The following is a 16430-nucleotide window of genomic DNA, read 5'->3' as shown; positions in this document are numbered from 1 at the left end:
CGCCTCGTGAGAGTGCGCGCCCCGGGCATACAGGACCGAGGCAACCATGAGTCGGATTGGAAAACTGGCGATCAAGCTCGGCGACAAGACGAAGGCCATCGTCGCCGGCCAGCAGGTGAATTTCGAGGGCCCCAAGGGCAAGCTGTCCGTGAAGCTTCCCGCCCGGGTCAAGGTGGAGATCAAGGACGGCCAGGTCAACGTGCTGCGCGAGGATGACTCTCGCGAGGCGCGCAGCCTGCACGGCCTGACCCGCACCATCCTCGCGAATGCGGCGAAGGGCGTGTCCACCGGCTTCGAGCGGAAGCTGGACATCCGCGGCGTTGGTTTCCGAGCCGAGGTGAAGGGCAAGGCCATCCACTTCGCGCTGGGATACTCGCACCCGGTGGTGTTCAACCTGCCGGAGGGTGTGACTGCCGAAGTGGACAAGGCGGCCCGCACCGAGGACAGCCTCCCCACCGTGGGGCTGACGCTCCGCTCGGCGGACAAGGAAGTGCTGGGCGCGACGGCGGTGAACATCCGCTCGCTGCGTCCGCCCGAGCCGTACAAGGGCAAGGGCATCAAGTACACCGAGGAGCGCATCCGCCGTAAGGAGGGCAAGACCGGAACGACCTAGTCGTTTCGTCTGTCCTGAGGGTTCCCAATCCCGTCGGACCCGTGGGGTCCGACGGCATCATCCGGCGGCGGAAGTCCGCATCGCCGCCGGAAGGACAAGGAAGCAGCCATGCCGACGAAGATCGATCACCGCCTCAAGAGGAAGAACCGCATCCGCAAGAAGCTCTCGGGCACCACCGAGCGGCCGCGGCTCACCGTTTACAAAAGCCTCAAGCACATCTACGCGCAGGTGGTGGACGACACCACGGGCAAGACCCTCGCGTTTGCCTCGTCGCTGTCCAAGGAGCTGAAGGGCCAGGACGAAGGCGACAAGAAGGCGGACGCGAAGCGGGTTGGTACCCTGATCGCGCAGAGGTGCAAGGCTGCCAACGTCGAGGCGGTGGTGTTCGACCGCAACGGCTTCCCCTATCACGGGCGCATCGCCGCCGTGGCTGACGCCGCGCGCGAGGCCGGGCTGAAGTTCTAGCTTTCGAAAGGATTTCCAAGTGGCAACTCCGATCAATCCGAACGATCTGGACCTCACCGACCGCGTGGTGAACATCAACCGCGTGGCCAAGGTCGTGAAGGGCGGCCGCCGGTTCTCGTTCGCCGCCCTGGTGGTGGTGGGCGACGGCGCTGGACACGTGGGCGTCGGCCTGGGCAAGGCCAACGAGGTCCCCGAGGCCATCCGCAAGGGCGGCGAGAACGCGAAGAAGAATCTGTTCCGCGTTCCGCTCATGGGTCACACGATTCCGCACGAGATACTCGGGCACTTCGGCGCCGGCTGGGTGCTGCTGAAGCCGGCCAGCGAAGGTACGGGCGTCATCGCCGGTGGCGCGGTGCGCGCGGTTCTTGAGGCGGCGGGCATCCGCAACATCCTGACGAAGAGCCAGGGTTCGCGGAATCCGCACAACGTGCTGAAGGCCACGGTTGCTGGCCTGAAGCTGCTGCGGAGCGCGGCGCAGGTGTCGCGGCTGCGTGGCAAGGACGTCGAGTCGGCGAAGCTCGCCGGAGAGCACAGGGGCTAGTCATGGCGCTCAAGGTGAAGCTGACGAAGAGCTACGCGGGTGCTTCCGAGGACATGCTGGCCACCATCCGTGGCCTGGGTCTGAAGAAGTTTGGTGAAGAGCGCCTGCTCAAGGACACCCCTGCCATCCGTGGGATGGCGTTCAAGGTGAAGCACCTGGTCTCCCTGGAGACGGTGAGCACCGAGGCGCCGGCGCCGAAGCGCCGCAAGCCGCGCAAGATCGCCCTGCGGGATCGCGCGCGCGCCTACCAGGCCAAGCAGAACAAGGCCTGAGCACGAGAGGACTGAGACAATGAGCACTTTGCACGATTTGAAGCGTCCCTCGCGCTCGTGGCACCGCAAGAAGCGGGTCGGCCGCGGCCAGGGTTCCGGTCTGGGCAAGACGGCCGGTCGTGGTGGCAAGGGTCAGAAGGCCCGTTCCGGCAACATGCGGTTCGAGGGCTTCGAGGGCGGACAGAGCCCTCTGCAGCGTCGCCTTCCGAAGTTTGGCTTCAACTCCCCCAACCGCACGGTGTACGCGGTGGTGAACCTGTCGGACGTGGACAACCACTTCGACGCGGGCGCCACGGTGGATGAGGCCTCCCTGAAGAAGGTCGGTCTGGTCAAGGGTCGCTACCACGGCGTGAAGCTGCTGGGACACGGCGCGCTGACCAAGAAGGTCACCATCCGAGTCCACAAGGCCTCCGAGGCCGCGAAGTCGGCGGTCGAGAAGGCTGGCGGCGCGGTGGATGTCCTTCCGCTGATGGCTCACAAGCCCGAAGCGGCCGCGAAGGCCCATGCTGGCAAGGGCGTCAAGGCCCCTCGGCAGCCCAAGGCTTGAGCATGTCAGGCGCGCATCACTTGTCGGTGGTGCGCGCCATTTCGCTTGTGTAGGCTTCTGCGCCCCTTTCCCGTCCGTGGAACAGGGGCGTTTTGTCGTCCTGGCAGAACCCTCACGAAGAGGATGGCTACCCCGTGGCTCTCAATGCCTTCGCCAACGTCTTCCGCATCGCCGAGCTGCGCAGCCGGCTTGCGTATACGCTGGCCCTGCTGGCCGTGTACCGCATCGGCATCTTCATCAACACGCCAGGCGTGGACCGGGCGGCGATGAACGCCTTCATGGACGCCCAGAAGCAGTCGGGCGGCCTGGTGTCGCTGTTCAACCTCTTCTCCGGCGGCGCGCTGGAGCAGATGTCCATCTTCGGATTGGGCATCATGCCTTACGTCAGCGCCTCCATCATCATGCAGCTGCTGGCGGTGGTCATCCCCAGTCTGGAGCGACTGCAGAAGGAGGGCGCGGCGGGGCGGCAGAAGATCAACCAGTACACCCGCTACGGCACCATCGTCCTCTCCGTCATCCAGGGCATCGGCATCTCCCGGTGGCTGGCGTCCCTGGGGCGCTCGGACGGCGGCCAGAGTGGCTTCAACCAGGTGGTGGTGCCGGACGACAGCGTCTGGTTCACCTTCATGACGGTCATCAGCCTGACGGCTGGTACGGCCTTCATCATGTGGCTGGGTGAACGCATCACCGAGCGAGGCATCGGCAACGGCATCTCGCTCATCATCTTCGCGGGAATCGTCGCGGGTGTGCTCCCGGGAGCCAAGTCGCTGCTGGACCTGACGCGGCAGGAAGTCATCGCGGTGGCCGAGGTCCTGGCGCTGCTGTTCTTCATGCTCCTCATCATCGCGGTGGTGGTCTACGTGGAGCGCGGCATGCGCCGCATCCCCATCCAGTACGCCAAGCGCATGGCGGGGCGGCGGATGTTCGCAGGCCAGGCCACGTACTTCCCGATGAAGGTCAACACCGCGGGCGTCATCCCCCCCATCTTCGCGGGAGCGGTGCTGTCGTTCCCGGCGACGCTGGGCACGTGGTTCCCGTTCCTTCAGGATGTGCAGCGCGCCATCGAAGGCAACCTGTGGATCTACAACGGCCTGTTCGTCCTGATGGTCATCTTCTTCGCCTACTTCTACACGGCGCTGACCTTCCGGCCGGATGACGTGGCGGACAACATCAAGAAGCAGGGTGGCTACATCCCCGGCATTCGTCCGGGTCGTCAGACGGCGGAGTTCATCGAGCGAGTGCTGAACCGACTCACCTTCGGTGGAGCGCTGTACCTGGCGGTCATCTGTGTGATTCCTTCCGTCATCAGCGGCCTGCTCAATGTGCGCTTCACCTTCGGCGGCACCGCGCTGCTGATCGTGGTGGGCGTGGCGCTGGACACGGTGCAGCAGATCGAGGGTCACCTCATCAGCCGCAACTACGAGGGCTTCGCCGGGCCGCGTGGCCCGCGCATCCGCGGCCGGGTGCGCGTGGCGGCCTGAGTCACGACGTTCACGTCCCGGGCGCCTCTCCCCGTCGTGGGGAGGGGCGCCTCGTCGTTCCGGGATGGAGTCGTTCAAGGTATTCGGTGGTGCACATGGGGGGCGCTTGGAAGCTTCGTGGCCGACGACTTCCGTGCCTTCCTTGGGAGCTGAGAGGAGCACATGAACCTGATCCTGTTGGGACCGCCGAACGCGGGGAAGGGCACCCAGGCGAAGAAGCTCTTCGCCGACTTCCACATCCCGCAGATCTCCACCGGTGACATTCTCCGCAAGGCAGTAGCGGAGGGGACGGAGCTGGGGAAGGTCGCGGGTCCGCTGATGGCGGCGGGCCAGTACGTGCCGGACGAAGTCGTGATCGGTATCGTCGAAGAACGCTTGAAGCAGTCAGACGTGGCCCAGGGCTTCGTGCTGGATGGTTTCCCGCGCACGCCGGGCCAGGCTGATGCGCTGGACACGATGCTGGGGCGGCTGGGCAAGCGGCTCGACGCGGTCGTGTCGCTCGAGGTGCCACACAAGACGCTGGTGGAGCGTGGCTCCGGCCGGCGGGTCTGTCCCGTGGATGGCAGCGTCTACCACGTTGACCAGAGCCCCCCGAAGCGCGCGGGGTACTGCGACAAGTGTGGCACGGGGCTCGTTCAGCGACCGGACGACATGCCGGACGTCATCGAGAAGCGTCTGCAGAAGTACGACGCGGAGACGGCGCCCTTGAAGGCCTTCTACGAGAAGAAGGGTGTCCTCAAGAGCGTGGACGGCGTGGGCTCCCCGGATGGCATCTACGAGGAGATCAAGAGCGCCGCGGGTAAGGGCAAGGCTTGATGAGCGGACGTGCTGGCGAGTGGACGCAGGGCGCTTGCGGCGCCCGCAGCCGCTTGCCACCCGTTCTCCGTGCACGGCGGGAGCGCACGGACCGCCCATGAGCCAGGTTGGAATCAAATCCCGGGATGAGATTGGCCTCATGCGCCAGGCCGGTCGGATTGTCTCCGACGTCCTGGATGCGCTGGAGAAGGCGGTCGTCCCGGGTGTCACCACCTGGGAGCTGGACGCGCTGGCGGAGCGGCTGACGGCGGAGCATGGGGCCAGGCCGGCTTTCAAGGGTTACCTGGGTTTCCCATGTGTGCTATGCGCCTCCATCAACGATGAGGTGGTGCATGGCATCCCCAGCAAGCGGAGGAAGCTGGCTGAGGGCGACCTGATGAAGCTCGACTTCGGGGTGTCCTACCGGGGGTGGTTCGGGGACGCGGCGAGGACGGTGCCGGTGGGGAAGGTGTCCAGGGAGGCCCAGTCGCTGCTGGACACGACGCGAGAATCGCTCCACAAGGCCATCCAGGCGATGAAGCCGGGTAACCGGCTGGGCGATATAGGGCATGCTGTCCAACGGCACGTGGAGGCCCGGGGGTACTCCGTGGTCCGGGATTTCACCGGTCATGGGATTGGCCGGAAGCTCCACGAGCATCCCCACGTGCCCAACCATGGGCAGGCGGGGGCGGGGATGAAGCTCCGAGCGGGGATGGTCCTCGCGGTGGAGCCGATGGTCAACCAGGGCACCCACGAGGTGGAGATCCTGGATGATGACTGGACGGCGGTGACGGCGGACCGGAAGCTGTCCGCCCATTTCGAGCACACCATCCTCATCACGGACGGTGGCTCCGAAGTGCTCACCCGTGGGGCGTGAAGGCGGCCGGGACTGCAGGTGAAATACGAAGTTGTTACGGTGGGTTGGTAGGAATCCGAGTTTTCCCGCGCGGGACGCTTGCCACTTGCGGACCAAAGTGCTATCCCGCCGCGCTTCCAAGAGGTTCGTGGTCCGGGAAGAGGGTTTGACGCTTGCCGAAGGATGATTCCATCGAAGTTGAGGGGACGGTGATGGAGCCCCTCCCCAACGCGATGTTCCGCGTGGTGCTGGATAATGGCCACAAGGTGCTCGCGCACATCTCGGGCAAGATGAGGATGCACTTCATCCGCATCCTCCCGGGAGACAAAGTGAAGGTCGAACTGTCTCCGTACGACCTGACGCGCGGACGAATCACGTACCGGGCGAAGTAGAAAAGGGCGCTGCTCTGGGACTAGGGTGGCGCCCCTCATGACTTTTCATCTGTTCGAAGGAAGGAAGTTCGCTCCATGAAGGTTCGGGCGTCCGTCAAGAAGATCTGCGATAAGTGCAAGGTTGTTCGCCGCAAGGGTATCGTGCGCGTGATTTGCGCTTCCAACCCCCGGCACAAGCAGCGCCAGGGCTAACGGCCGGCAGGCCGTTGGCTTCAGACCAACTCCACTCCAGAAGGAAGACCGAAGATGGCTCGTATCGCCGGCATCGACCTGCCGCCCAACAAGCGCGCCGTGATCTCGCTCCAGTACATCTACGGGATCGGCAACAAGTCCGCGCAAGACATCATCGAGGCGGCGGGCATCGATCCCACCACCCGGACCAAGGACCTCACCGAGGACCAGGCTCGCAAGATCCGTGAGATCATCGAGGCCAGCTACAAGGTCGAGGGTGACCTCCGGCGTGAAGTGACGATGAACATCAAGCGCCTGATGGATCTGGGCTGCTACCGGGGTCTCCGTCACCGCAAGGGCCTGCCTGTCCGTGGCCAGCGCACCCACACCAACGCGCGTACCCGCAAGGGTCCGAAGCGTGGCATCGTTCGGGCGAAGCCGGCCGCTCCGGCTCGGTAAACCGCAGCGCCGGCCCGTGAGGTGCCGGCGTCGATCACCTCCTCTCAGGAGCAGCAACTCACATGGCTGACGAGACCAATACTTCGGCTGCGGCGCCCACGGGCACCGAGGGCGAGGCCCCTGCCGCGAAGAAGGCCAAGCGCAAGGGCAAGAAGAGCATTCTCAATGGCGTGGTCCACATCCAGTCCACGTTCAACAACACCATCATCACGATCACGGACGTGTCCGGGAACGTGATCTCCTGGTCCTCGGCAGGGGCGCGTGGCTTCAAGGGAAGCCGCAAGTCCACCCCGTTCGCCGCCCAGGTGGCCGCCGGCGATGCCGCGGCGAAGGCGATGGAGCACGGGCTGAAGAACGTGTCCGTGTTCGTGAAGGGTCCGGGCGCGGGCCGTGAGTCGGCGCTGCGCGCGCTGGCCGCCGCCGGTCTGAAGATCAACCTCATCCGCGACGTGACGCCCATCCCGCACAACGGGTGCCGTCAGGCCAAGCGCCGCCGCGTCTAACCCCTTCGTCCGGGCCGCCCTTCGCGCTCACGGGCGTGGGGGCGGCTCCAGATCACCTTTAAGGAGAAGTCTGTGGCCCGTTACACCGCGAGCGCTTGCCGTATCTGCCGGCGCGAAAACCTCAAGATGTACCTGAAGGGCGACCGCTGCTACACGGACAAGTGTGCCATCGAGCGCCGCCCGTATCCCCCCGGCCAGCACGGCCAGGGCCGCGTGAAGTTCTCTGGTTACGGCGTGCAGCTGCGCGAGAAGCAGAAGGTCAAGCGCATGTACGGCCTGCTGGAGAATCAGTTCCGCGGCTACTACCACCGCGCGTCCGCCGCCAAGGGCAAGACGGGTGAGAACCTCCTGCAGCAGCTGGAGCTCCGCCTGGACAACGTCGTGTTCCGCATGGGCTTCGCGGACACCCGCAACGAGGCGCGCCAGCTGGTTCGCCACGGCCACTTCCAGGTGAACGGCCGCAAGGTCAACATCCCCTCGTTCTCCATCAAGCCCGGCACGTCCGTCGAGGTCGTGGAGAAGAGCCGCAAGGTGCTCCGCATCTCCGAGGCGCTGGAGACGGTGGACCGCCGTGGCGTTCCGCAGTGGATCGACCTGGACAAGAAGTCGTTCAAGGGCACGGTTCGCACGGTCCCCAACCGCGAGGACCTGACCATGCCCATCCAGGAGCAGCTCATCGTGGAGCTCTACTCCAAGTAGTCCCCGCGCCAGGCCGCAGCTGGCACCTGGACGAGGTACTCAACGCCCTGGCCGACGAGGCCGGGGCGTCGTGCTTTATCCGCAGTCCCCTACGTGGCCATCCTCCCGCCGTGCCGGTGGGTAAGTCGGTGGTGGCGCACGTCTCGAGGAGTCGTACACCATGGCTGATACGTACATTGCGAAGAACTGGCGTGACCTCATCAAGCCGCGCCGCATGGAGGTGGACCAGGACAGCCTGACGCCCACCTACGGGAAGTTCGTCGCGGAGCCGCTGGAGCGTGGCTTCGGCACCACCCTGGGCAACTCGCTGCGCCGGGTGCTCCTGTCGTCGCTGCAGGGCGCGGCCATCACCTCGGTGAAGATCGAGGGCGTGGACCACGAGTTCACCACCATCCCCGAGGTGTCCGAGGACGTCACGGACGTCGTGCTGAACCTGAAGGAAGTCCTCCTTCGGATGCACACGAACGAGACGAAGACGCTGCGCATCGAGGCCGAAGGACCCAAGGAGGTCAAGGCGGGTGACCTCATCACCGACGCCGACGTGGAGATCCTCAACCCCGGTCACCACATCTGCACCATCTCCGAGGGTGGCAAGCTCCGCATGGAGCTGACGTGCCGCCGCGGCCGTGGCTACGTGCCGGCCAACTCGAACAAGGTGTTGGGTGCGCCCATCGGCACCATCCCCATCGACTCGCTGTTCTCGCCCACGCGCAAGGTGAACTACCAGGTCACCAACGCGCGCGTCGGTCAGGTCACCGACTTCGACAAGCTGTCGCTCGAGGTCTGGACGGACGGCTCGGTGTCCCCGCAGGACGCGGTGGCGTACGCGGCGAAGATCATCAAGGAGCAGCTCACCGTCTTCGTGAACTTCGACGAGACGGAGGAGCCGGTCATCGCCGAGGCGCCGAAGGAAGAGGCGAAGTTGAACGAGAACCTGTTCCGCTCGGTGGACGAGCTGGAGCTGTCGGTGCGTTCCGCCAACTGCCTGCAGCAGGCGAACATCAAGACCATCGGCGACCTGGTGCAGCGCACCGAGGCCGAGATGCTCAAGACGAAGAACTTCGGCCGCAAGTCGCTGAAGGAGATCAAGGAGATCCTCGCGGAGATGGGCCTGTCGCTCGGCATGAAGCTCGAGAACTGGCCCCCGAAGCAGGCTCCGGCCCCGGCGGCGCCGAAGGCGTAGAGTATTCGTGGTACTTTCCTTCGTGCCCGCGACATGGCGGTACGCGGCGCGGAGGGAAGGGGTCCAGGGCGGTTGACTGGACCTGACCAGCAGTGGTGAGCCCCGTGTCGGGCTCACCCTTCCCACCCGGTACCTGATACGGCCGGAGTGGTGGCCCCCACGCGGGGCCTCGGAGCACGACGATGCGCCACAGGGTAGGACAAAGGAAGCTGCACCGCACCACGAGCCACCGGCTCGCGATGCTCAAGAACATGGTCACCTCGCTGCTCGAGCACCAGGCCATCCGCACCACGGTTCCCAAGGCCAAGGAGGCCCGGAAGCTGGCGGAGCGCATCATCACGCTGGGTAAGCGCGGTGGGCTCTCCAACGTGCGTCTGGCGGCTCGGACGGTGAAGGACCGCGACGTGCTGCAGAAGGTCTTCAGCGAGTACAAGGACCGCTACGCCAACCGTCCCGGTGGCTACACCCGCATTATCCGCCTCGGCTTCCGCCGGGGTGATGCCGCGGAGATGGCCCTCCTGGAACTGGTGGACCGGCCCGAGAAGAAGGCCGCGGCCGCCGAGGCTCCTGCCGCCGAAGAGACCAAGGCCGAGTAAGGCCGTCATCCGCACGCCCCTTCGTGAGGAGGGGCGGGTGGAAACGCAGAGGGCGCTCTTCCCGAGGGGAAGGGCGCCCTTCGTGTTTGCGGGGTTCCGAGGAGCTCGCTACTTCGGACCGAGGAGGCGCTTCCACTCCTTGCCCAGGTCCTCGGTGAGGTTCGCGCTGTCGTCGCTGCTGCGCATCTCCAGCGTGTCGAAGCGCAGGTCCGCGGGCGCGGCGCCACCCGTCCCCATGAGCTGCTTGGGGGTAATCGTGATGAACTCCCCGGCGCCCACTGACGGTACCGCCGCGCGGTACTGGCCGTTGACGATGAGCGTGACGTCCTTCCACGCCTCCTTGCTCTCGTTCCAGATGGTGATGGAGGGCCGATCCAACTTGTCGCTGAGCACCAGCCGCGCGTCCATGTCACCCGTCTGCATGGAGCTGCCAGGGCAGGCGATGACGAAGCTCGCCACCGTCAGCGCCACCCACCCCGCGACGATGGACGCCTTGTACTTGAAGAAGCGATCCCGCTGACGGAAGTCACCCGCGAACTCTTTCAGGATGGAGAGCGCGTTGAGGGCTTGATTGGAGGCCTCGCCCGCGAGCCGCTTGCTCAGGGCACCGTCCTGCTTGCCCTTCTGGAGCGGCGCCGTGCGCGCGGCCGTCATCACCCGCAAGGTGCCCGGGTCCGTCGGCGTGCGAGGCATGCCCGGACTGCTCGGTGTCCGGGGCTGAGTGCCGGGATTGGTTACCGTGCGCGGAGACTTGCGGCCATCACTCATCGGGCGCGAAGTGTAGAGGGCACATGCCGTTGGTGGCTACTGGCCCTTGAGGGATTGCAGCGCGCGCGATGCCACCGCGTTCTCAGGCTGCGCCTCCAGCACCTTGGAGAGCCAGCGCTCCGCTTCCTCGGCCGCCGACTTCCTCACCTGCGGGCGCGAGGACTTCATCGACTGCTCCGTGAAGAGCAGCCCCAGCCGCAGCGAGAACTCCACATTCTCCGGGTCTTTTCCGACCACGTAGCGCAGCTCGCGCTCGGCGGCGGGGTAGTCCGCTTCCAACTGGTACACGAGCGCCAGCTTGCCCCGTGCGGGGATGGAGTCGGGCAGCAGCGACACCGCCACGGTGAAGGCCTCGCGGGCCGCCACCAGATCTCTCCGCTCGAGGTGCAGATCTCCGAGCCGGAACCAGGCCGCGTCCAGCAGCGGATGCAGCGCGACGGCCTTCTCGAACGACGCGCGCGCCGCGTCCGGACGCTGGCGGGAGGCGTACAGCTCGCCCAGGTAGAGGTGGTTCTTTCCGTCGCGCGGCGCGCTTTCGATGGCCTGCTTGAACTCGTCCACCGCGCGGCCCGCGTCGTCCAGGCGCTGGTATGCGAGCCCCAGCAGCGAGTGCAGCACCGCCAGGTCCGGGTAGTCGTGCAGCACTTCCTCGAAGGCGAGGATGGCGTGCTGGGGCGCGTCCAGATCGTTCAGGTAGCGCAGGCCCTCTTCCAGCTTGGCCTCGGCCGCCTTGGGGAAGCCGCCGAACGGGTCGCTGACCTGCTCCATCAGCGCGCGCGCGGTGGCCACATCACCGGGGGTAGGGCGGCCTCGGACGACGACTCCCAGCGCCTCCACCGCGCCCGCGGAGTCACCGGTGCGGTGCAGCGCCTTGGCCAGCGGCAGGCGCCAGGCGGTGCGCTCGGGAGCGAGGGCCGCCGCGCGACGCAGGGGCTCCACGGCGGCGGCGTACTGCTCGGACTCCAGGCGGGCGACACCCAGGCGGTGGTGGTACTCGGCGGTGTCCGGGGAGAGGGTGATGGCGCGCTCGAAGGCAGCCACGGCCGGTGCGCCGGCGTCCTTCGCTCGCGAGAACAGCGCGAGCCCGAGCATGTACTGGTCCACCGCGCGCTCGCCCGCGGCGATGCGTCCCTGGAGCTCTTCAATCCACGCGTCCGTGCGGCCCGCCTTCACCTGGGCCTCCGTCAGCGTGCGGGCCACGTCCAGATCCTCGGGTGCCTTGGCGTGCAGGTCCTTCAGGAGTCCGAGCGCCTTCTGCGGTTGGTTCTCCTCCAGGTACGCCCGCGCCCGGGAGCGCTCGTCTGTGGGGCGGGGCGCGCCCGTGGTGGCCGAGGTGGTGTGGCCGCAGCCGGCGGCGAGCAGACCCAGACCGAGTACGGCGGCGCGGGCCCAGGGGCGAAAGCGGAAGGCGGGAGTCGTCGTCACGGGAGAACGTCTCAGTTCGTGGAGGTGGCGCGGGCGGCGCTGATGCCTTCGAGGCCCGCGGCGGCGACGGAGTCCTCGGGGTCGCCACCCTTGCCGCCCAGCGCGAGGCTGTCGGCGATGATGACCTCTCGCACGGCGCGGGCGAGGCCCTCCCGGTCATTCTCCGCGAAGCCCGTGGTGTCGATGGGCTTGCCGATCTTCACGCGGATGGTGCCGGGGGTGATGTTCCAACTGTCCTTGGGCATCAGGTCGCCGGAGCCCTCAATGGTGACGGGGCAGATGGGGACCCGGGCCTTCAACGCGAGCGCGAAGGGGCCCTTCTTGAAGGGCAGGATGTGGCCGTCCGGGGAGCGGGTGCCCTCGGGGTACAGGAAGATGCTCGTCCCGGCGCGAATCTTCGCAGCGGCCGCGTCCAGCGAGGCGATGGCCTTGGAGCGGTTGCTCCGGTTGACGAAGACGTGACCGGCGAGCGCGAGATACCAGCCGATGAACGGCACCCACTTCAGCTGGCTCTTGGCCACGTAACGGAAAGGCACCGCCACGGCCATGAAGTGCGCCGGGATGTCGATGGTGGACTGGTGGTTGGCCACGTAGATGGTGGCCCGCTTGGGGTCCAGGTGCTCCTGGCCCAGGACCTCCAGCTTCGCGCCACCAGCCCAGAGCAACACCGGGGACCATATCTTGCGAGCCACCCAGACGGAGTTGGCCGGCCTCAGCGTCAACACCATCGCCAGGATGGCCAGGACGAAAGAGACGGGAGTCCACACGCCCGCCGTCACGACACAGAAGAGCTTACGCATCCCTCAGCCCCCTCCTCGGGGCCGGTTCGTCGGGCCGGCGAAAGTCGCGGTCCGAGGGCAGCCCCACGGCGAGATGTCCTGTCCCGGACGGCCGGACAAGCGGCCGCACCCCGGAAGGTGGCGGCGCCCAGGGGCGCGGCGAGAGGGACGACACGGGGGCATGCACTTCTTCTACCACGAGCCTTCCTCACCTTGTTGCTGGTACGCGCCGCTTGGCGGGGTTACAAGCAGGGGTGGCGTGGCCAGGAAAAAGTTTATCGCCATCGCGGGCAACATCGGCGCCGGGAAGACGGAGCTCACGTCCTTCCTCTGCCGGAAGTACGGGTTGACCCCGTCCTTCGAGCCCAATGACCAAAACCCCTATCTCGCGGACTTCTACAAGGACATGAAGACGTGGGCCTTCCGCTCACAGCTCTTCTTCCTGACGCACAAGTTCCGCCTCCACCGGGAGTTGGAGCGCACGCCCGGTACCGTGCTGCAGGACCGCACCCTCTACGAGGACGCGGAGATCTTCGCCAAGAACCTCCACCGCCAGCGGCTCATCGACAAGCGGGACTGGAAGACGTACTGCGAGCTCTACGAGACCATCTCCGAGTCGCTGCGTCCGCCCGACCTGATGATCTACCTGCGCTGCCCCGTGCAGACGCTGAAGGAGCGCATCGCCCTGCGTGGCCGCTCCATGGAGAAGGACATCCCCACCCGCTACCTCCAGCGCCTCAATGCCCTGTATGAGGAATGGTTCGATGCCTACCGGTTGTCTCCAGTCCTGGTGCTGGCCACCGACAAGCTCGACTACCTGACCGACCTGGTGGACCGCGTGGACCTCTTTCAGCAAATCGAGAAGCACCTGTGATGGAGGTCTACCTCCTGGCGACCGAGCAGGAAGGGCCCGCGCCGCTGGATGCCCTGCGTGCCTCATTCGCGACGGACGAGGTGGAGTTCACTCCGGATGAGGACGGCCAGGGCTTCGTGCTCCGGGCGGACAGCTCGGAGGTGAATGTCCGGCTGACGGTGGGGCCCGAGGGCCTGCCCAAGTTCAACAAGGCCTCGTACAGCGGCAGTCCCGAGGCCTTCTCGCGCCTGGGCAAGGCGAAGGCCTACTACCACCTGTCGCTGGAGCCGGGCGGGGCGCAGCCCACGTTGCCCGTGTTCGAGGCGCTGTGGGCCGTGCGCACCCTGCTGGAGCACGTGCCCGGGGTGCTGGTGGACCTGGCGGCCTTCAAGCTCCATGAGCCCGAGGACGTGGTGGAGATCACGGAGCTGGACTTCGACATCCGGGACCACGTCCACCTGCACGCGGTGGAGGTGACGGAGGGCGACACGCCGCTGTGGGTTCACTCGCACGGCATGGAGAAGTTCGGAGCGAGGGACCTGGAGATCTTCCACCTGGCGGAGCAGGACCTGCTGCCGGCGGAGAGCTTCCTGCACGAGTTGTGCACCGACCTGGCCTTCGGTCAGGGGCCCGCGCTGCGCTCCCAGGTGGGCACCAGCGAGGGACAGCCGTTCATGGTGGTGCCCTCCGAGGAGGCGCGCGCCAACCTGCTCGGCGTGCCGCTGGAGACCTTCGAGGGACACGAGGGACTGTTCCTCACCGTGGTGTCCCCCTTGGGGCGCCACAACACGTCGCAGCTCCTCGTTCCGTACCGGGAGCGCTTCACCCAGGAGCCCGAGGAGCAGACGGAGTCCATGCGCCGTGAGGCCCAGGCGCTCCTGCCCTCCTTCCTGGCGCGCTTCCAGCGGCGGGGGCTGATGGAGCCGCTCACCTTCCTCGTGCGGGCTCCCTTCGACACCCACCCGGACGGGAACACGGTGGTGGAGAACCTCTGGCTGGAGCTGATGGCCCGGGACGACGGCACCCTCGTGGGCAAGCTGGTGGATGGCGCGGTGCACACCACCGAGTGGCGCAAGGGCGCCCACGTCGAGGTCGAGGAGACCCAGGTCAACGCGCTGGCGCTCAGCCGAGAGGGTCGAGCCCTGGATGAAGGGGAAATCCGGGCCCTGCTCAACGCAGAGCGACCGATGTAGGGCGACGCGGCGGTGCTTGCCCGCGTCCTCCGGGACGCTAGGCTCCGCGCCCCATGCCCGCACTCCTGCTGCTCACTGGCCCGTCCGCGGGGCGCCGATACGAGGTGCTCTCGGACATGGCCATTGGCCGCAGCCCCTCCTGTGAAATCCCCCTGCGGGATGACCAGGTCTCCCGCAAGCACGCGCAGTTGACGATCCACGAGGGAGAGGTCCGGCTGACGGACCTGGGCTCGCGCAATGGGACGCTGCTGAACGGCGTGCGCATCAGCGAAGAGGTGGTGCTGCATCCCGGAGACCGCGTCCGGGTGGGCCTGACGATGGCTGTCTTCGAGCCCCCGCCCGTGACGCTGGTGGAGGGCGGCCCCACGTCGCCAGGCCATGTGCCGATTGAAGAAGTGCTGCCTCACGTGGGCGCGGCGGCGGCGCTGTACTCGGCGGGCACGGCGCTCCTGGGCGCTACCAGCGAGGCCATGGTGTTGCGGCGCCTGGCGGATGAAGTCGCCCGGGCCCTGAGCGCGGACCGCGCCGCCGCGCTCCTGGGGAGCAACACCGGGCTGCTCACCGCGGCGGTGTCGGGCGCGGAGTCCATGTCCGTGCCCCGCTCGCTGGCGCAGGTGGCGATGGAGCGCAAGGAACTGGTGCAGGCGGAGACGGAGATGTGCGCGCCGCTCGTGGCCTCCGGTGGCATGCCCTTCGGCGTGCTCTACGCGACGCGCGCGGACTCCTCTTTCACAGGGGGAGAGGGACAGCTCCTCGCGGCGCTCGGGCGGCTCGGCGGTGAGGCGTATACGGCGGTGCGCTCGCGGATGGAGGCCGAGTCTCCCGCGCCCGTGCTCCTCGGGACGTCCAGGCCCTTGCGTGCGCTGGTGGATGGGGCTCGCCGGGCGGCGAACAGCGCCGCGCCGGTAGTGCTGTATGGCGAGCCGGGGACGGGCAAGACGCTGCTGGCCCGGGTCGTCCATACGCGCTCGCCCCGGGCGCTGGAGCCGCTGGTGGTGGTGGACTGCCGACAGCCCGTGGAGGCCGTCGACGAGGCCCTCTTTGGCCGCGCCAGCGCGCCTGGGCAGCCTCCAGGGGCCTCCGCGTTGCTGCGCGCGGACCGGGGCTCGTTGCTGCTCCAGCACGTCGATGCGCTGCCCCGGAACCTGGCCGAGCGGCTGGCGCGATTGCTGGCCCGGCGCGTGGCTCCGGCTCGACAGGGCGGCGAGGAGCCCGTGGACGTGCGGTTGCTCGTCACGGCTTCAGTTCCGGTGGCCCTGCTGGGTACCCGGGGCGAGGTGGATGCCGCGCTCGCGCGGACGCTGATGGGCTTCGAGCTGGAGGTGCCTCCGCTGCGGGAGCGCCGGGCGGACGTGCTCGCGCTGTTCGATGGTTTCCTTTCGCGAGCAGCTCGCCGGGTGCGACGGGAGCCTCCCGTCCTGGGCGCGGATGCTCGGCGCCTGCTGGCGGACTACCCGTGGCCGCACAATGTCCGGGAGCTCGAGCTGGTGGGGGAGCGACTCGGGTTGCTCTATGCCGGAGGCCGGGTGGGGGCGCTGCAGCTTCCTCCGGAGGTCCAGCAGGGCGGCCCGGCCAGTGACACCCAGACGCTCCAGGCTCGCGTGGGACGGTTGGAGCGCGACGCCATCGCCGAGGCGCTGCGGGAAGCCGGAGGCAAGAAGGTCCGCGCCGCCGCGTTGCTGGGCATCAGCCGCCCCACGCTGGACAAGAAGATAGAGGAGTACGGCCTCGCGGTGGAGCGGGGGCGGCGCGGGGAAGAGGGGCGCTGATTCAGCGGGGCCGTGGCTCGGCGTCATGCTTCGCGGCGAGACAGGCGTTGACACGGCTCGGGTTGGCTTC

Annotated in this window: 21 protein-coding genes; 18 read left to right on the top strand and 3 right to left on the bottom strand. The window is 67.3% G+C overall.

The window, feature by feature from the left end:
- Positions 1-46 precede the first annotated feature (46 nt).
- The 15 genes from rplF (at position 47) to rplQ (ending at position 9573) form a co-directional block, all read left to right on the top strand.
- Positions 47-613, top strand: a complete 567-nt coding sequence (rplF, locus tag ACN469_RS09945) for a 50S ribosomal protein L6 (RefSeq protein WP_498766508.1) — start codon at positions 47-49, stop codon at positions 611-613.
- A gap of 108 nt (positions 614-721) precedes the next feature.
- On the top strand, positions 722-1078 hold the full coding sequence (gene rplR / locus ACN469_RS09940; RefSeq protein WP_498766506.1) for a 50S ribosomal protein L18: 357 nt from the start codon (positions 722-724) through the stop codon (positions 1076-1078).
- A 19-nt stretch (positions 1079-1097) separates the two neighbouring features.
- Entirely contained in the window at positions 1098-1619 is a 522-nt protein-coding gene (gene rpsE, locus ACN469_RS09935; RefSeq protein WP_498766504.1) for a 30S ribosomal protein S5, read from the top strand.
- 2 nt (positions 1620-1621) lie between these two features.
- A complete protein-coding gene (gene rpmD / locus ACN469_RS09930; RefSeq protein ID WP_498766502.1) occupies positions 1622-1891 on the top strand; it encodes a 50S ribosomal protein L30 in 270 nt (89 codons plus the stop codon).
- 19 nt (positions 1892-1910) lie between these two features.
- The gene (gene rplO, locus ACN469_RS09925) at positions 1911-2438 is read left to right on the top strand and encodes a 50S ribosomal protein L15 (RefSeq protein WP_498766500.1); all 528 of its coding nucleotides are present in this window, start codon (positions 1911-1913) and stop codon (positions 2436-2438) included.
- A 134-nt stretch (positions 2439-2572) separates the two neighbouring features.
- The gene (gene secY / locus ACN469_RS09920) at positions 2573-3919 is read left to right on the top strand and encodes a preprotein translocase subunit SecY (RefSeq protein ID WP_498766498.1); all 1347 of its coding nucleotides are present in this window, start codon (positions 2573-2575) and stop codon (positions 3917-3919) included.
- A 162-nt stretch (positions 3920-4081) separates the two neighbouring features.
- Complete coding sequence (locus ACN469_RS09915; RefSeq protein WP_498766496.1) at positions 4082-4735, top strand: adenylate kinase; 654 nt, start codon at positions 4082-4084, stop codon at positions 4733-4735.
- 97 nt (positions 4736-4832) lie between these two features.
- On the top strand, positions 4833-5591 hold the full coding sequence (gene map, locus ACN469_RS09910; RefSeq protein WP_498766494.1) for a type I methionyl aminopeptidase: 759 nt from the start codon (positions 4833-4835) through the stop codon (positions 5589-5591).
- A 152-nt stretch (positions 5592-5743) separates the two neighbouring features.
- The gene (gene infA, locus ACN469_RS09905) at positions 5744-5962 is read left to right on the top strand and encodes a translation initiation factor IF-1 (RefSeq protein WP_002614803.1); all 219 of its coding nucleotides are present in this window, start codon (positions 5744-5746) and stop codon (positions 5960-5962) included.
- 75 nt (positions 5963-6037) lie between these two features.
- Positions 6038-6154, top strand: coding sequence for a 50S ribosomal protein L36 (gene rpmJ / locus ACN469_RS09900; protein WP_002633586.1), 117 nt, complete (start codon positions 6038-6040; stop codon positions 6152-6154).
- A 54-nt stretch (positions 6155-6208) separates the two neighbouring features.
- Positions 6209-6592: a 30S ribosomal protein S13 gene (gene rpsM / locus ACN469_RS09895; RefSeq protein WP_141644008.1), complete on the top strand. Its 384-nt coding sequence runs from the start codon at positions 6209-6211 to the stop codon at positions 6590-6592.
- A 62-nt stretch (positions 6593-6654) separates the two neighbouring features.
- Positions 6655-7095 (top strand): 30S ribosomal protein S11, encoded by a 441-nt coding sequence (gene rpsK / locus ACN469_RS09890; protein ID WP_141644009.1) that lies wholly within the window; start codon positions 6655-6657, stop codon positions 7093-7095.
- Positions 7096-7167: 72 nt separating this feature from the next.
- Positions 7168-7794: a 30S ribosomal protein S4 gene (rpsD, locus tag ACN469_RS09885; protein ID WP_141644010.1), complete on the top strand. Its 627-nt coding sequence runs from the start codon at positions 7168-7170 to the stop codon at positions 7792-7794.
- A gap of 160 nt (positions 7795-7954) precedes the next feature.
- Complete coding sequence (locus tag ACN469_RS09880; RefSeq protein WP_498766490.1) at positions 7955-8977, top strand: DNA-directed RNA polymerase subunit alpha; 1023 nt, start codon at positions 7955-7957, stop codon at positions 8975-8977.
- Positions 8978-9159: 182 nt separating this feature from the next.
- On the top strand, positions 9160-9573 hold the full coding sequence (rplQ, locus tag ACN469_RS09875; RefSeq protein WP_498766488.1) for a 50S ribosomal protein L17: 414 nt from the start codon (positions 9160-9162) through the stop codon (positions 9571-9573).
- Positions 9574-9681: 108 nt separating this feature from the next.
- On the opposite strand, the gene ACN469_RS09870 is transcribed toward rplQ, so the two are convergent.
- The 3 genes from ACN469_RS09870 to ACN469_RS09860 form a co-directional block, all read right to left on the bottom strand.
- A complete protein-coding gene (locus tag ACN469_RS09870) occupies positions 9682-10266 on the bottom strand; it encodes a hypothetical protein (RefSeq protein WP_498766486.1) in 585 nt (194 codons plus the stop codon).
- A gap of 111 nt (positions 10267-10377) precedes the next feature.
- Positions 10378-11766: a tetratricopeptide repeat protein gene (locus ACN469_RS09865; protein WP_498766484.1), complete on the bottom strand. Its 1389-nt coding sequence runs from the start codon at positions 11764-11766 to the stop codon at positions 10378-10380.
- Positions 11767-11777: 11 nt separating this feature from the next.
- Positions 11778-12566, bottom strand: a complete 789-nt coding sequence (locus ACN469_RS09860; RefSeq protein WP_498766482.1) for a lysophospholipid acyltransferase family protein — start codon at positions 12564-12566, stop codon at positions 11778-11780.
- 238 nt (positions 12567-12804) lie between these two features.
- On the opposite strand from ACN469_RS09860, the gene ACN469_RS09855 reads away from it, so the two are divergent.
- The 3 genes from ACN469_RS09855 to ACN469_RS09845 are packed head-to-tail and all read left to right on the top strand — an operon-like array spanning position 12805 to position 16360.
- Entirely contained in the window at positions 12805-13419 is a 615-nt protein-coding gene (locus tag ACN469_RS09855) for a deoxynucleoside kinase (RefSeq protein ID WP_498766480.1), read from the top strand.
- A complete protein-coding gene (locus ACN469_RS09850; protein WP_498766478.1) occupies positions 13419-14591 on the top strand; it encodes a DUF2314 domain-containing protein in 1173 nt (390 codons plus the stop codon). The genes ACN469_RS09855 and ACN469_RS09850 overlap by 1 nt, the downstream gene beginning before the upstream one ends.
- Before the next feature lie 53 nt (positions 14592-14644).
- The gene (locus ACN469_RS09845; protein ID WP_498766476.1) at positions 14645-16360 is read left to right on the top strand and encodes an FHA domain-containing protein; all 1716 of its coding nucleotides are present in this window, start codon (positions 14645-14647) and stop codon (positions 16358-16360) included.
- The last annotated feature ends 70 nt before the right edge of the window (positions 16361-16430 follow it).

This window comes from Corallococcus terminator (genome assembly GCF_049194865.1).
Taxonomy (GTDB): domain Bacteria; phylum Myxococcota; class Myxococcia; order Myxococcales; family Myxococcaceae; genus Myxococcus; species Myxococcus terminator_A.
Note: the sequence above shows the minus strand (reverse complement) of the source record. Positions and strands in the feature narration are given on the sequence as shown.